Origin of the sequence: Bifidobacterium gallicum DSM 20093 = LMG 11596, assembly GCF_000741205.1 — a bacterium.
Taxonomy (GTDB): Bacteria; Actinomycetota; Actinomycetes; order Actinomycetales; family Bifidobacteriaceae; genus Bifidobacterium; species Bifidobacterium gallicum.
In genome coordinates this window covers 147,958-165,258 of record NZ_JGYW01000003.1, presented here as the reverse complement: position 1 = coordinate 165,258, position 17,301 = coordinate 147,958, and the positions used below count along the sequence as shown (strand labels likewise).

At 62.8% G+C, this 17,301-nt stretch carries 6 protein-coding genes; 1 reads left to right on the top strand and 5 read right to left on the bottom strand.

Features of this window, described 5'->3' with window-relative positions:
* Positions 1-141 precede the first annotated feature (141 nt).
* From BGLCM_RS02755 to BGLCM_RS02745, 3 genes are all read right to left on the bottom strand, one after another.
* Positions 142-9,534, bottom strand: coding sequence for a type I polyketide synthase (locus tag BGLCM_RS02755; RefSeq protein ID WP_044084691.1), 9,393 nt, complete (start codon positions 9,532-9,534; stop codon positions 142-144).
* 421 nt (positions 9,535-9,955) lie between these two features.
* Positions 9,956-11,668, bottom strand: coding sequence for an acyl-CoA carboxylase subunit beta (locus BGLCM_RS02750; RefSeq protein WP_006295356.1), 1,713 nt, complete (start codon positions 11,666-11,668; stop codon positions 9,956-9,958).
* Positions 11,661-13,634 carry an ATP-binding protein gene (locus BGLCM_RS02745; protein ID WP_006295357.1) on the bottom strand — a complete coding sequence of 658 codons (1,974 nt, stop codon included), beginning with the start codon at positions 13,632-13,634 and terminating at the stop codon, positions 11,661-11,663. Before BGLCM_RS02745 ends, BGLCM_RS02750 begins: the two co-directional genes overlap by 8 nt.
* Positions 13,635-14,035: 401 nt before the next feature.
* Here BGLCM_RS02745 and BGLCM_RS02735 point away from each other — a divergent pair, with 401 nt between their 5' ends.
* The gene (locus tag BGLCM_RS02735) at positions 14,036-14,728 is read left to right on the top strand and encodes a biotin transporter BioY (protein ID WP_052295119.1); all 693 of its coding nucleotides are present in this window, start codon (positions 14,036-14,038) and stop codon (positions 14,726-14,728) included.
* A 35-nt stretch (positions 14,729-14,763) separates the two neighbouring features.
* On the opposite strand, the gene BGLCM_RS02730 is transcribed toward BGLCM_RS02735, so the two are convergent.
* Positions 14,764-15,813, bottom strand: coding sequence for a biotin--[acetyl-CoA-carboxylase] ligase (locus BGLCM_RS02730; RefSeq protein ID WP_006295359.1), 1,050 nt, complete (start codon positions 15,811-15,813; stop codon positions 14,764-14,766).
* A 75-nt stretch (positions 15,814-15,888) separates the two neighbouring features.
* A complete protein-coding gene (locus BGLCM_RS07985) occupies positions 15,889-17,106 on the bottom strand; it encodes a hypothetical protein (RefSeq protein WP_052295121.1) in 1,218 nt (405 codons plus the stop codon).
* Positions 17,107-17,301: the final 195 nt, after the last annotated feature.

The following is a 17,301-nucleotide window of genomic DNA, read 5'->3' as shown; positions in this document are numbered from 1 at the left end:
ATAGGGACATATAAGAAGTGGTGGGGTGGTACCAACGGGTACCACCCCACCACGGATTGTGTCGCAATCACCTGATGTCGCACGACATCACGCATGCCGCTCAACCAGCGCCGCAACCACGCAGCCGCGCCGCGATATCGCTTAGAACTGGCCGTTGGCGCCTAGGCGGGCTTCGGGATCGAGCAGCATGGCCTTCTCCACGTCGTGCGCCACGTAGCCGCGACCGTCTTCGGCGAAGCGGCGGTTGTCGACTGGCTCGTACAACGCGCTGTGGCCCATCATGCCTTCTTCGAAGTGGCGGCGGCCTGCAGCCAAACGCTCGTTGGCGCGCTCACGCCATTCATCGAGCGCCTGCTGGCCCAGCGTGTTGGCCACAGCGGCCTCGAACGCACCCGGATGCACGAGCGCCACAAAGCCCGACACATGGCCAAAGCCCAGCGACGTGGCCAGTGCGGCCTTGATAGGTCCGCGAGCGCCCAAGTCCAGTGGCTGGCGCAACCACACCATGTGGTCGTCGCGTTCCAGCTTCGGGTCGACGCAGTCGAGCGCCACGTTGGCCGGTACCACGCCGGAGCGGAACAGCTGCGTCAAGCCGTTGACCTGGAACACGCAGGCGCCACCCTTGGCGTGGCCGGTCACGCTCTTTTGCGAGATCACGAACAGCGGTTCACCCTCAGCACGTCCCAACGCATGGGCCAGCGAGTTGTGCAGCTCGGACTCGTTGGGATCGTTGGCATTCGTGGATGTGTCGTGCTTCGAGACCACGGCGATGTCGTCCACACCAACGCCCAGACGTTCCAGATCGCGTGCAAGCTTTGAGTTGCGTCCGCCCAAGCCTGCGGCAAGCGCGCCCAAGCCGGGTGCCGGGATTGACGTGTGCGCGCCATCGGCGTAGGAATGCACAAATCCGACCACGCCAGCCACAGGCAGTCCCAAACGCTGCGCAATGTCGCCACGCGTGAGCAGCACTGTGCCACCACCTTGCGATTCGATGAAGCCGCCACGCCGACGGTCGTTGGCACGTGAGAAGAATCGCGGCGCAATGCCCTTGGCCAGCATTTCCGCCGAGTTGGCGGTGGCGTTCATGTTGCCGAAGCCAATCACCGATTCCACGCCAATGTCGTCAATGGCGCCCGTGACCACGAAATCAGCCTTGCCCAACGCGATCTTGTCGGCGCCTTCCTCGAGCGAAACGGCTGCCGTGGCGCACGCCGACACGGGCTGGATCATGCAGCCGTAACCGCCGATGTAGCTTTGCATCACATGGGCCGCCACCACGTTCGGCAGCGCTTCTTGCAAAATGTCGGTTGGGATCTCATGGTTCAGGAAGCGGTCGAGATAAAGCTTGCGCATCGAGTGCATGCCGCCGAATCCTGTGCCTTGCGTGCTGGCCACCATCGACGGGTGCACGGCCTGCAAAATCTCGGCTGGCGTGAATCCTGCCGACAGGTAGGCGTCCACCGTCACGACGATGTTCCACAACGCGATCGGGTCCACGGCTCCGACCATCGAGGCTGGAATGCCCCACTTGATCGGATCGAATCCGTCGGGGAACTGGCCGCCCACGGTGCGCGTCATTGTGGCGCGTCGCGGCACGCGGATCATCGATCCGGCCGTGCGTGTGACGAGCCATTCGCCGCTTTCCGCATCTTCGGCAATCGTCGTGTGCGCTTCGTCCACTGCCACGTATTCTTCAGCGATCGCTTGCGACGGCACGCTGAACGTCACGTCATGGTCGAGGAACACTTCGGCTTCTTCCTCGTCATTGCCGCCCGTGCCACCGGCACCGGCTCCCGGACGGTAGTCCGATCCCATGCCCGTTTCGAACGGTCGCACGCCACTGCGTGCCACAACTTCGTCATGGAAGCGTTCGTGGATTTCCTCTTCGGGCACGAGCTCGCCTTCCGGCGTGACCCAGCCCGGTTCAGGCGTGTCGGCCCACGAGATCAAGCCCATGTTCCATGCCAGTTCGAGCACAGCTCCGGCCGACAGGTCCACTGTGCCGTCCTCATGGATGCCGAGTTCGGCCTCGGCACGCGTACGGCCGGAGCCCCACGGGCCAAGTTCGCCGATCGACACGATCACAATCTGGTCTTCCGGACGCGCCGTCACAGCCGTCCAGTCGGCCAGATCCACACTCGCCTGCTGCGGCACTGTCAGGTTCGGCAGCGCCTTGATTGTCACCGTGTCACCGTCAGCAACACCAGCTCCAGCAGCACCAGCAACACCAGCCCCGGCACCAGCTCCAGCAGCAGCTTCAGCCGCCGCGTCAGCTTCCGCTTCAGCGCGCAGCGCCTTGATGTCAATCGGCGTGTCGCCCAGTCCGCCCGTCAAATCCACGTTCAGCGGGGCCTGCTTGGCGGCCTCACGCGATTCGGCAGAGACGAGCGCCAGCAGTTCCTGCGCGATTTCAGCCGTGCTGTAGGTGCGCAGTCCTTGGCGTTCAACCACGGCTACGAGCGGATCGTTGCCGCCCATCAGGCCCGTGCCGCGCACCCATCCGATGCGCGGGTGGGCGAACGTCACGCGCTGTGACCATGCGGCACGCTCGGCACGCGCACGGTTGACAATCGCGTCAAACGCGCTCTTGACCTCGCCGTATGCGCCGTCACCGCCGAAAATACCGCGGTTTGGCGAGCCCGGCAGCACCACGTGCAACTTGTGCTGCACGTCCGTGTCGGCACCGAGCGCCGCGAGTCCGGCAATCGCACGCTCGACTCCCCACAGCATCAGTCGCGCCTGGGATTCGAACAGTTCGCCCGAATCAGCCAGCGTGCCGTGCACCGGAGGAGCGGCGAACGGGAAGAACAGTGTCGGCTCGTAAGCTTCCTTGAGCACCGTGGTCGTCGCGCCGTTCACCTTTTTCTGTTCGTGTCCAATCCAGTCCACGAGCGCGTCCACATCCCGGTAGCTTGACAAATTCGCAGGAACAAGCCACAGTTTCGCGCCAGCTGCGGCGTGCGTACGGAACGTGCGCTTGGCCCAGCTCTTGACGCTCTGGCGGAAGCTGTGCGAAGTGGCGATCACGGTCGCGCCGCCTTCCAGCAGTCCGGCCACGACCTGCGCGGCAATCGAGTTGGGCGCCACGCCCGTCACGACGGCCACGTCACCCGCATACGGCAGTTCAGGAGTCGTCAACGCTTCGTCGGCAATCGCCGCAAACCGTTGCGCCAGCTCGGTTTCGCCGGCTTCCTGGGCTTGCGTCGCATACCAGCGCGCCTGCTCGGCAACAGCCTGGCCAAGGCCAGCAAACTGGCCGTCCAACGCCGTTTCGTCACGGTCGTAGAACGCACGCGCCAAATCCTCACGCGCCGACGCCCAACGGTCGTCAAACAGCACGGCCTCGCTCGCACGGAACCGCGGCGCCACCTGCTCGGGCCAGTCGGAACCAAGTTCGGCGGCCACCGCTTCGAGCACATGGCTCTGATCGTCGCCCTCATCGGCCGTCACAGCCGCGTCGGCCCCAAGACGGTTCAGAATGTAGCGTGCCGTTTGCACGAGGATTCCATTATTTCCGGTCACTGTCTGTGCGAATTCATCCAACGCGGCCGAATCCACGGCTACTGAGGATGCACCGCCAGCCGACGGCTTGGCCACAGCAACACCTTGCTCAGCACCGACCTGTTCCACAGCCGCGTCAATCAGCGCATTGGCCGCCGCCTGGTTCGATGCGCAGTCCGTGCCGAGCGTGGCCAAATCGCCACCACGCGCGCTCGCGCCGTCTCGCGTGCCCAGCACAATCTGGGCCACCACATGCTTGGCCCAGCCTTCGCCCAAGCCCCACACGTCGGTCACGCGCTGTTCGATTGCGGCCGGCTTGATGCCTGCAGCACCAAACATGCCACGCACGCGGTCACGCACAATGTCGGCCAGCACCGGGCCGAACGCCTTGTAGTTCGGCGCCACCTTGTCAACCATCGCGTTGAGCGCGTCCACCGTGGCTTCGGCCGCGCCTTCGACACTGGCCACACCGAGTTCGGTGCTGATGTCCATCAACAGCTGGTTGCGGCGCGACGACACACCATTGGTCAACGTGTCGGTTGTGTCCGAACCGCCAATCTGATCTGGACGCACCTTGGCTTCATAGGCCAGCAGCATTGCGATGCCGTCATGCGCCTTGAACGCGATATCAGCCACTGATCCGGCCGCCACAGCCGGTACAGCAGCCGGAGCAGCCACCGGTGCCGGCGCGGCAGGCGCTGCCTCAGCTGCGGCAGGCGCAGCCTGAGCAGCCGACGGTTCGGCAGCGGCTTCAACCGGCGTTTCTTCCACGGTTTCCTCAACGAGTGAATCAGTGTCGGTCATGTAGACGCGGCCTTCGTCACGACCCACGTTGAACACATCAACCACACGGTCGGCGAATTGCGGCAGGCGCAGCGTCTTGGCACCCAGGTTGGCCAACGTCGGCGCATTGCCCAAACCGACTTCCACATACTGTTCCACGCCAAGACCGCCTTGTTCGCGAGCCCCGAACAGCAGCGCCTGCGTTTCAATCCAGCGCACCGGGGATGCGAACTGCCAGCTGAGCAGTTCGGTCAGCAGCAAACGGCCAAGCTTCTGGTCGTCGGCCGCATACTCGTCCCAGACGGCCGGGTCAGCCAACGCTTCAGCGATGCGCGTCGAGGGCACCACATCAAGGATGCGCTGCGCGAATTCGCGTGTCATCTCGAACGGCACAGCCACAAGGTTCGGAATATAGCGGTGTTCCAACGCGCCATGGTAGTCGATGTATTGCGGCAGCAACGCGTCGAGCTTGTTGCGGAACTCCTCCACACCCTTGCGCAGCAGCGTGGAATGGAACGGCACATCAATGCCCGGCACCAACATGAATGCGGGCTTGCCACCATACTCGGCCACGCGACGTGCCGAATCGGCCTGCAACGCCTTCAAACCGGCGATTGTGCCAGCCACGGCATACTGCTGTCCGGCCAGGTTGTAGTTGACAATCTCCAGGAATTCGCCCGATTCCTCAGCGACTCGCGCCACATAATCCTTGACATGCGCGTCGTCCACACCGAACTGGTTCGGACGCAACGCGCCCATACGATAGTTCGAACGGCCTTGCTCATCACGCTCAATCAGATGATGCATCGTCGAACCACGGTGGAACACGAGCTCAAGCACGGTGTCGAGCGGAATCACATCGGCATACGAGCTCAACGCGTTGTATTCGCCAAGCGAGTGACCTGCGAAATACGAACCGTCAATATCCATGCCGGCCTCACGCAAACGCGCCGTCTGCGCGAACGCGACCGTCGCCAGAGCGACCTGCGTGAATTGTGTCAAGTTCAGCAAGCCTTCGGGGTGTCGATACGTCACACCGTTGGCCGTCAACTCGGTCGGGTTGTCACGTACGACGGCAAGGATCGAGAATCCAAGCTTCTCACGTGTCAACGCGTCAGCCTGCTCCCATACGGCACGCGCCGCCGGCGACATCGCGCGTTCATTCAACACCATGCCCTGCTGCTGGATGCCCTGGCCCGGGTACACGTAGGCGCTGCGGCGTGCGCGGCACAAAGCCGTGCCACGCGAGACGAGCGCGCCATCGATCTTGCACGTGACTTCAAGCGCCAGACCGCCATGCGGCAAGTGGCCGACGCGCTCCACGCTGATTTCGACTTCGTCGTTGAGCTGCACCATGCCGACCATCGAATAGGTCCAGCCTTCAATCTCAAAGTGCATGCCCTTGATATCGGTGGCCTGCACCACATGCTGGGCCGTGGCCGACAGCCACATGCCATGCACGAGCGGCGCCGACAGTCCACTAATCGCCGCGCCACGTGTCGAAGTGTGGATCGGGTTGAAATCACCCGACGTGCGTGCAAACGCCGTCATGTCACCCGGCGCCGTCACCTTCACGCGGCGCAGCAGACGGCGTGGCGTAGGCTCCACATCCTCGCCAAGGCCGCCATATTCGGCTGCCGGTTCGGGCAGCGCGGCGCTATAAGCGCGTCCACGGATTGCGAACCGTTCGGTTTCATGGGCTAGTTCGGTGCCGTCCTGCGCGCAATGTTTCACGTGAATCGTTACGACGCGTCCCGACGCCGACTCGGCATACGGTTCAGCCCAGCTCGTCAACACCACCTGTTCACCGGTGCGCGCCAGCAGCTCCTGGTCCGTGACGGCCAAATCGATCAGATGATCGAGATGCACGGCGTTCAGCAGGCCTTCAATCACCGGGTATCCGTCAACCATGACCGAGCCGAGCGCCGCATAGATCGCAGGCCACGCCGGTCCCACGAGCGCGTCAGGCACGATACGCGACATCATCAGGTCAGCCGTTTCCAGCATCGCCGAGCCCGTGGCCGCCGCGTGGTCAAGACCCAGGTTTGGCGAGAGCGTATAGGTTGCGTGCACGAAGCCGAACGGCGCCGTTTCGTTGGCGCTGGCCGTATCAGCAACAGGCAGTTCGGTCAACTCGTCACCCGTGATTGCCGTGTTGCCAATGCCGGCCGTGGCGGCCAGCATCGAGTAGACATGCTTGGGCAGGCGCTCGCGGTTGACCACAGGCATCGTGCCAGCGGCCACATGCGCCACGTCAAGCGGAATCGTGATCTCACGCACGGCATGCTTTGAGAGGCCACCATCCGGATCGCCGTCCCAGAATGTGTCGAGATGAATCACCAGGTCGAACTGTTCGACCGTGCGTCCCTGCTCGTCCGTACCTTGGCCGAGCGACACGAGTTCATACGTCGCGTCGTCATCTTGCGTGCCGTAGGCCGGGTTGTCCATCACGTGGCCCACCCATGAGATATTCGGGCTTCGACGGATGAATGCAGCCGCGTCGCCAGCCTCACCGAGCACGGCGAAACGCTGGCCGGAGGCGGGAACGCTCGCGTTGGCGCCAGAGAAATCAATATGTGATTCCTGTTCGTCCGCCTGTTGGGCTGCGGCACGGTCAATCATCGCCGTTTCGAACCGGCCCAGAATGTCCTTGACGGGCTCGTCGACGGACGTGATGCCGGCGACCGAAACGGGACCCGGAATAATGCGCACAACATCGGCCGAATAGCGCGGGTCTTCGGACTGCCAGAGCTGGTCGCGGCCCCACCAACGCAACACGTCGCCATCAATGACCGGCACGAACGGCATCGGCTTGGGATACTCGTTGACGAGCGTCGTGAACCAAGCCGCATCCATCGGCGAAACAATGCGCTGCTCAGCCAGCGGATACGCCTTGACCAGCTCGGCGATCGCAACCGACGGGTCGGATTCCACCTGCTCACGCGTGGTGAACAACGGCGTGAACGAACCCGTTTCCTGAGCCGTCAAACGCGCCTCGATGCGCTGCAGCATATGCAGGAAACGGTCGGCGTACGTCGGGTCGGCCCACGGGAACGACAGTTCAGCGAACCGTTCGGCCCACTGGCGGTAGGTCATCGTGTCAAGATCACCAAAATAAGGCTTGGCCGTGCCGGCCAGCGCGTCAATGACTTCCTGACGGCGAGCCGGAACCTCGTCGGGATGCTTCGAAAGATAGGCGAGCAAGCGGCCGCACTGGGCCGACGTGTTCTCGATTTCGTAAATGTCGGCGTGCAGATGGCTCATGCCGCTCGTCATGCCGCCACGCACCTTGCCTGACGCAACCCAATCACCGGTACCCAAATCGGCGCCAGCAGGCGTGTCTGGCGTGATACCGGGCGTGTTGAGCAGCAGCTGCTTGACTTGAGGGCTCGTATGTGCTTCACGCGCCGTCATCACGGCCGTGCCAATGAACACGCCGTCCACGGGCATGACCGGACGGCCGTACTTGAGCGACCATTCGCCCGTCACATAGTCAGCCGCACGTTCTGGCGTGCCGATGCCACCACCGGCCAACAGCACGAGGTTCGGCTGCTCACGCACAAGCGCATAGGTTTGCAGCAGCAAATCATCGAGCGCTTCCCAGCTGTGATGGCCACCAGCCTGGCCGCCCTCAACCTGCATGAGCACAGTCACAGGAGCCACGGCCTTGGCGATGCGCACCACCTGGCGGATCTGGTCGACGGTGCCGGGCTTGAACGCGACGTACGGCAGGCCGTCGGCCTGGAACGAACGCACGAGCTCCACAGCCTCATCGAGTTCAGGAATGCCTGCGGAAATGGCCACGCCGTCAATCGGCGCGCCGCTCGCACGCTTCTTCGGCACGAGACGCGACTGGCCGAACTGCAGATTCCACAAATACCGGTCCATGAACATCGCGTTGAACTCAACCGTGCGGCCCTCTTCAAGCAAGCGTTCGAGTTCGGCGATGTTGCGGTCGAGCACTTCGGCCGTGACCTGGCCGCCACCAGCCAGCTCAGCCCAGTAACCCGCGTTGGCAGCGGCGGCCACAAGCTCTGGATCAACAGTCGTCGGCGTCATGCCGGCCAACAGCACAGGCGGCTTGCCCGTCAAACGTGAGAACGCCGTACTGAGCTTCGGGCCGTCAGCCGTCTCAACCACGCGCGGCGCGAACCGCGACCAATCCTGCAAACGGGCAAACGCACGGGCTGGCGTCGTGGCGAGCGCGCCACGCGCCTCGACCGTCGACGCGTCGACGACACCGGCACCCGTGCCTTGTGCGACAGCTGAGAACAGCTTGGCCGTCACAGCACCCGGACCCAAGTCGAGCGCCCAGAGTGCGGCTGCATCCTGATCGGCCAGCAACTGGCGTACCTGGCCGTCCCAATCGACGGGATCGACGAGCACTTCACGCGCCAACGTGACGGCCGTGTCCACGTCAAGTCCGCAGGCGGCGGCCCACTGGGCCACTTGCTCGACGGCCGGCTCCATGAGCGGGCTGTGGAATGGCAGTGTCACGTCCAAATATTCGAGCGTCGGATCGAACACGGCGCCACCCTGCTGCTTGCCGTCACGCGCGGCCTGCTCACGCTTGGCGAGTTTGGCGGCCTGGTCGGCGAACGCTTGCAAATCCTGCGGATGACCTGACAGCACAAGATGGTCGGCCGCGTTGCGCACGGCGATTGAGATAGGTGTGCGAGCATTGCGCACCTTGGCAATCAGCGCCTGCACCTGTTCAGGCGTGGCGTCCTTGACCGACAGCATCGGCGTGGCATCGCCAAAACGCGGCACGAGACCTTCCTGGCGGGCGGCGCGCGTGCCGGCCGCACCAATCAGCGCGGCGATGGCCAGAATGTTGGCCGTGGCGTCGGCAGCGGCCTCGACGGAACCGGCTTTGGCGATGGCATGGGCCATGTGTACGCCGAGCACGCCTTGTGAATGGCCGAGCAATGCGGCTGGCGCATGCTGCCGCAGATCCAAGCCCAATGCTTCCAGCTCAGCCAGCGCGCCGAGCTGCGCCAATGCGATGCCTTCAACGCTGGCTGTGGCGTCGGCAGCCGCACCGAGGCGTGCTGAATTCGTGCTGGCCGTGGCGGCCGCGAGCGCGAACAAGTCGAGCGGCTTGCCGGCTATGGCCAGCAGGTCAGCCGCTACAGGGGCGAGTTTGGCGCGCGCGGCGTCGGCTTGGGCGTGCAGCACGCTGCTCGTCTGGCCGTCCTCGGCCAATTCGTTGAGCGCCGTCGTCCACGGTGTGGACTGGCCTGCGAACATCAGCACGTAGGGTTCGCCGGCTGCGCTGGCAGTGTTGGCAGTGCTGGCGTCAGTGGCTGCGCCGCCCAGCACGTCGAGGAAATACTCGAACGAGTTCGTGGTGGAGGTGGCGTCTGCCGCAGTTGTAGCTGCGGCTTCGTTGAGGTTGTTCATAGGATTCCTTGCCATCAGTGGTGATTGGTTGGATGTTGGTTGGATAGAAGCGGTTGGTTGTATAGAAACTGTTAGGTGGCCAGAAGAGTGGCGAGTTGGTTCGGTTGATGCATGGTCAGATCGTTGGGCGGGTTTGCAGCCCCGCTGGCAACTCAGCGGGCGGCCAGGTTGGCAACCCGGCTCGTGGCCAAGTTGGCAGCCCGCTTTCGAGTCGGATTTGCTGACGGGCTATCAACGCGCCATCATGCGGCCGCCTTCCCGCGCAGGCTCACAACGGCGGATTGGCATGATGCCTGCCTGTGACGCGCCGGCGTTGCTTCGTGCGCAGCGTGGCCAAGCCATGCAGCAACGTTTCGCGTGTTTGCTCGGGGTCGATCATCGCGTCGACTTCACCCATTTCCATCGACAGGTTCGCGTTGACCGTCGTGCGCTCATATTCGGCTGCGTAGCGTGCACGTTCGGCTTCCACGTCTTTGCCTTGGTCCTTGGCTTTTTGCAAGTCACGTCGATGCAAAATGTTCGCGGCACCCGTCGCGCCAAGCACGGCGATCTGGCTGCTGGGCCAAGCGAAGTTCAGATCAGCGCCAATTGACTTCGAACCCATCACGATGTAGGCGCCGCCGAATGCTTTGCGCAAGATCACCGTGATCAGCGGCACTTGGGCGCTTGCATAGGCGTAAATGACTTTGGCACCACGGCGGATGATGCCCGCATGTTCCTGTTCGGCACCCGGCTTGTAACCAGGCGTGTCCACGAGCGTGATCACGGGCAGGTTGAACGCGTCACACAACCGCACGAACCGTGCGACTTTCTCCGACGCGTCGACGTCGAGACTGCCTGCCAGCACGGCCGGCTGGTTGGCCACAATGCCCACAGGATTGCCATCCATGCACGCGAACCCGACCACGGCCGACGGCGCGAACAGTTCGTGTACTTGCACAAACTCGCCGTAATCCACAATGCAGCGGATCACATCGGTCACGTCGTACGGTTGGCGTTCGTTCGCCGGCACAATGCCGGCCAAACGTTTGGCCACTTCATGGTCGGCGCGCGTGGCCATGTAATCGTAATGCGGCAGCGGGCCGCTCGCGTTCGCCGGCAAATATGCGAGCACCGTGCGCACATAATCAATCGCGTCCGACTCGTCTTCGCCCAAATAATGTGCCACGCCGCTCGTCGTCGCATGCACATGGCCGCCGCCCAGGTCGTCCATCGAAATTGTTTCGCCCGTAGCCGCTTTGATCACGTCGGGACCCGTGACGAACATGTTCGAGTTTTCGCGCGTCATCACAATCAGGTCGGTCAACGCCGGACAGTACACGGCACCGCCCGCGCACGGCCCCAAAATCAGCGAGACTTGCGGCACGAATCCGCTCGCCTGGCAGGTGCGGCGGAAAATATGGCCGTATTCAGTCAGCGCGGCCACGCCCTCCTGGATGCGCGCGCCGCCCGAATCGATCAGTGCGATCACCGGCACGCCCAGTGCGAGCGCTTCGTCCATGAGCCGGCAGATTTTACGTCCTTCAGCCGCACCGAGCGAACCGCCGCGCACTGAGAAATCCTGCGCGTAGACGGCCACTGTGCGGCCATAAATACGTCCGAATCCCGTGATGACGGCCGCTCCGGCCACGCCACCGTTGATCGATCCGCCGCTGAACCGGCCGATTTCCTCGAAACTGCCCGTGTCAAGCAGCAGATCCAAGCGTTCGCGCGCCGTGAGTTTGCCTTTGACGTGCTGTTTCGTGCGCGCATGTTCTTCGGCGTCACGCGCGAGCTGTGCGGCTTTCAGCACGGCCGCGCGGATCGGTTGGCGCTCGCCTGCCGCTGCGGTTTGCGCGCCCGGTGTTCCTGCCGTCGCGGCCGCCCCCGCGGCTTCAACGCGCGCCTGTTCGCTGGCTTCCACGCGGCTGACAGCCTCGTTGAAATCGCCGCTCGCATCGGCGAACGCGAGCACGTTCGGTGACTGCGTGATATCAGTCATCGTTGCCCTCCTTGCTGGTATCTGCAGCCGTATTGGCAGTGGCATTGGCGCCTGCCGTATCGGTTTTGGTGGTGCCGTCAACATCGAGCGTCATCAGCGTGTCGCCCGCTTCCACGCCGGCTGCCGGCGCGACTTGGATGTCGGTGACGGTGCCGCCCGTGGGCGCGTAGACGTAGTTTTCCATCTTCATCGACTCGAGCACGACGAGCAGGTCGCCCTTGGCTACTTCCTGCCCTTCCGCCACGTTGATGCGCGTCACGATGGCTTGCATCGGTGCGGCGATCACGCCGGCTCCGGCCTCGGACTCGTGCGTGGCGCGCGGTACGTGGTGCAGTCCGGCTCCGCGCAACGGTTGCGTGGCCTGCTTGCCGGCTTTCATGCGCGCGGCACCCGTGATGTTGGCCACCACGTCCGACGGCACGGTCAGGCTCACGCGCTTGCCGTTCATTTCAATGACGAACGTTTCGCTGGGCTCAGGTTTGTTTGGTTCATTGATTTCTGCAGACAGCGACGCAGGCTGTCCACCCTTCGAAGACGCCGCCTGCCTATTGAGATACTTGCGTTCCATCCACTTCGTGCTCACAGCGAAACGGCCGGGCGTGGACGGTTGGAACGCGTTGTCGGTGTCCGAGAAATCAATATCGTCTTCTGCCGTGAACTCGTGGTCGCGGAAAATCTCGGCGAACAGCGGGGCCGGCGTGGGCACGCCTTCAATGACGAGCTCTTCAAGTGCGCGGCGCACGCGAGCGATGGCCGAACGGCGGTCTTGGGCCGTGACAATCAGCTTGCCCATCATCGAATCGAACTTCGGGGAGATCGTGTCGCCCTCAACGACACCTGAATCCACGCGGATGCCGGGACCGGACGGCCAGACGACGCGCGTCAACGTGCCGGAGCTCGGCGCCAAGTTCGTATTCGGATCTTCGCACGTGATGCGCAGCTCAAAACTGTGGCCACGCAACGGTTCGGGCTGTGTAAGCGTGCCACCGGACGCGATGGTGATCTGTTCACGCACCAAATCGAGACCGCAAACTTCTTCGCTGACCGTATGCTCGACTTGCAGACGCGGGTTGACCTCCAAAAAGTAGACCTTGCCCGTGGACGTGACCATGAACTCACACGTGCCCAAACCCACATAGTCCACGGCTTCAAACAGCGCACGCGAGTTGCGTTCAAGCGCCTCCTCAACCTCAGGAGTCAAGAACGGGGCCGGAGCCTCTTCAATCAGTTTCTGGTTGCGGCGCTGCAGCGAGCAGTCACGCGTTGAATACACGGTGAAATTGCCATGCGCATCACGGCCGCACTGCGTTTCCACATGGCGGCCCTGATCAATGAACAGCTCGACGAAATACGCTTGCAAATCGCCGCCTTGCAACGCGTCGTGGTTCATGTAAAAGCCACGCAGCTCATCATCGCTGCGCACGAGCGTGATGCCACGGCCGCCACCGCCGTCGGCACGCTTAAGCATGAGCGGGTAGCCATGCGTATGCGCAAAGTCAAGCAGCGGACGCATGTCGGAAATTGGTTCGGAAATGCCCGGCACCGGAGGAACATGGGCGCGTTTGGCGACTTTGCGAGCGCTGATCTTGTCGCCAAGTTCTTCAAGCGCTGTAGGGTTCGGGCCGAGCCAAGCGGCGCCCGCGTTCAGCACAGCTTGCGCGAACGACGGCACTTCAGACAGGAAACCGTAGCCAGGATGCACGGCGTCGGCGCCTGAACGTTCAAGAATCTCAATCAGACGATCCTGGTTGAGATAGGTTTCGGCGTATGTGTCGCCCGACAGCAGATATGCTTCGTCGGCCATGCGCACGTATTGGGCGTGACGGTCTTGCTCGGCATACACGGCAACCGTGCGGATGCCCATTTCTTTGGCCGTGCGCACCACGCGCAACGCGATTTCACCACGGTTGGCCACAAGCAACGTGGCGATTGGACGCGGTGTTGCAGTGGCGTTGTTGGCTGACATTGCAAACGATGACGGCGATGATGGAAGGGTGGATGGAGGGACAGTTGTGGCAGGCTGTGTTGGCATGCGTTCCACCTTGCCATGCCGGTCCGGGGTGCGGCATCGCCGATTATGCAAAAGTTCGCCACAAGTTTTGTTGACGTGCACAAACGGAGTCGTAACCAAACTTTCTTACGATGAATCCTGCCGGCCGCACTTGGGCGACACAAACCGCTCGCCCTCACCACTCTGAGGACGCGACATTGCCGCTTCGCAAGCGTTCGGCATGTTCCACGCCACCATGCACGCATGCACAACGTTCCTGGACAAGGCCACGTGCGGCGACTTTCATGGCATGGCTTGCATGGCATGGCTTGCATGGCATGACTTGCATGGCAGGTATCGCAGAGGAGACGAACACCATGGCACAACCACAGAATGCCCCATCAACCAATTCCACCACGTCGGCTTCCACCACGTCCACGCTGCCGCCCGTGATCACGGCTCGTGATCATGGTCTCACACCTGCGATGCGTTTGACGGCCATTGTGGGCGCCGCATTGTTGCTGTGGGCGGCCACGGCTGCCGGCCGCATTCCAGTGCCGGGCACTCCTGTGCCGATCACGTTGCAGACGTTTGTGGTCATGATGATGGCGTTGCTGCTTGGTTGGCGCAACGCGTTGGCATCGGTGGTGTTGTATCTGACGGCTGGCGCTTGCGGGTTGCCCGTGTTTTCGGGCGGCATGTCCATAGCCGCGCTGATCGGGCCGAGCTGCGGCTTCCTCTATGGGTTTGTACCCGCCGTGGTGGTGACGGGACTGCTGGCTAGCCGCAAGAGCCGTTGGGATGCGGCCATTGCGCGCGAACAGTCAACGGCACGCCGTGTCACGTTGACGGTGGTGTTGCGTTTTGTGCGCAACGTTGTGGCTTGCCTCGTCGGCTGCGTGGGTGTGCTCTATGTGTTCGGCATCGGCCTGCAGTCATTCGTCACGGGCATGCCCGTTGGCACAGTAGCACTGGCGTCGATGGGCTTCATTGCGGGTGACGTGTGCAAGGCGATTGTCGCCGCAGCCGCCGCTTCGGGATTGTCATTGCTGAATCGCGAACAGCACTGAACAGCTCGATTCATCGCGGTGCCACGATATGGGGGTTAAAGGACAAAATGTGTGTCTTCGGGAAGCACTCCCACATCGCCCGTGGTGACAGTTCGCATGCTACCGTCGGGCAAACGGATCGCCAAGGATGCGTTCTCTTGTAGGGCAACGGCTGTGCCGTTGAGCGTGGAACCGTCCACCAAATGCGCTTGCACGGGTTTGCCAAGCGTCCAACATTCAGCGTTCATGCGCGACTGCATGCGCGCAGCCGTGTCACGTGGCGCATCGATCAGCGACTCGCATTGCATCTGCAGCTGTTGCACCATATGCATGGCCAAGCAGTCCGTCAGGTGGGGGACGCCTCGTGCGTGGGATGCGGAAATACTACTGGAATCCTGCCCAGCCGAATCCGCAGCGGACGTAACGAGTTGCAGTGACGTGGCCTGCGCGGTTGGCAGGCGGTCGGCCGGGATGTTGAGGTTGAGGCCGATGCCGAAAATGACGGCGGCCGAGTCGAGACCGACGCCAACCCACTGCGTCAGAATGCCGCCGAGCTTGAGCCCTTGGCATACCACGTCGTTGGGCCACTTGAGTGAGGGTTCGAATGAATTGCCGTGCGCGTCCGTGCGCCACGTCAGATTGAGCTCACGTACCGTGGTACGCAGCGCATCGACCGTCGCGAATCCTGGAACCATTGACACCCAACCGGCAGTAAGCTCATCGGTGACGAGCGAGCGCGGCAGGCGCACAATGAACGACGCGATGAACGATTCGTCCGGCACGCTCGTCCACGTATGGTCGAGCCGGCCGCGACCCGCAGTCTGTTCACGGGCCGTGACCACGGTGATACGGTCGTGCGCGTAGTCGTCGGACGCCACGAGCTGCGCGGCCAGCGTGTTCGTGGAGTCGACCACGTCATAGGCGCGCACGTCGGCGATTGTGCGGCATAGCGGGAAGGGCAGCGGGGACGCTGGAAATTGCGCGGGACCTTGCGTATCCCGCGCGACTGAAGTGGGCGACGATGTGGGATCGGATGTGGGCGCGGACGCAAATGCGGACGTCGATGCAGCCGCAAACTCGTGCGAATCATTGTGCATAGTCATCATGCTTCCCGATTATTGCAGCTCGCGCCCGCATCAGGAGCGTCGGCCAGCCCAATCTTCTCCAAGCGATTGCCGCGCTTACGCAAGCACCACATCAATGCACTGGGCCGTCACGCCAACGTCGGACGGATGCAAGCGGCGGTCTCCAGCGCTCGTGCGGATTGTGACGGATGCGTCGATGTTGAAGTCCACAATCGTGCCGTCCACGCTGCTGCCGTCGTTGAGCTGGAAGTGACGCGAGCGCGCGTGCCGAGACAACGATTCGCGCACACGCAACACTGTTGCCTGCTGGTGCGCGTCATGCTGGGCGGCGAGACCCGACACTTGCAGCGGCAGCGCGGCCACGACGGAAGCCGTGATCATGTCGCGCAACGTGTCGGCGGACGGCATGTCTGGCACATGCATTGACAATGACGTGGCGTTCGGTGTGGGCAGGCAGGAAGCCGGCATTGCCAGGTTCAGGCCGAACGTGATCAGCACGGCGGCATGCTGCTCGTCGTTGGGCAACGACGTGTACGACACGTTGACGCTGCCGAGGCGCATGCCGTCGCACAGAATATCGTTGGGCCACGCGAACGTGAGTTTGCTGTCGAGGTCAGCGGGCGCGGCTTCGTGAATCGCGTCGATGACGGCGATGCAGCTGAGCACGTTGACCCAACCTGTGAAATCCTTATGATTCATGGCTTCACGCGGTGCCGTGGCCACGAGCGTGAACGTGAGTGAGCTGCTCGGCATGCTGAACCAACGGCGGTTGAACCGGCCGCGCGCATCATGTTCCACATCGGCGGCCACGACGGCGACCGGACGGATTAGCGCTGCGGCTGGGAATTGCGTTATGCGCTGCAGCTCGTTGTTGAGCTCGCCTTCGCGCACCAGACGACGGGCTTCACGCTGCGTGGAAGCCACGCGAGCGCGCGTGAACACACGCGAAATCAGCTGGCGCGTGCGCGTCAGACGCGGCGCTTTGACGGGCACGACCATGCCACGATTGCCTGCGTCCAGCAGCGTGGATCCCGGGCGGCGCTCCCCACGTATCCAGGACCCCCAGGAGCTGACAGTGTCAGTCAGCTTGTGTGCGGCGGTTGCAGTGTTGGCAGTGTTGGCAGTGGTTGCAGTGTTGGCAGTGGTTGCAGTGGTTGCAGTGTCAGTTTCGTTGTTGATGTTGCTGTTGGTATTGCTGTTGCTGTTGCGTGCGGCAGCCGCAGTGTGCGTAGTTGCAGTGTGCGTAGCTGTAGTGCGCGTAGCGGTAGTTGCAGTGTGCGTAACCGCTGCTTGCGTAGCTGCCGTATCGACCATCCCCATTGTCAGGTTCCCTTCTGCGTATCAAGTAGTACGTATCCCCCAGCATCCCTGCTCGAGCATCCTCTATTGCGATGCCTGCGCACATGCTCCACGGTGTTTCCGGTGCTATGGCGGTCCCATAGTATTTTCTGTGCGTTTGCATCTTGTTATGCAGTTATGCAGTTGGTGCATCTGCTTCGATGCACCCGG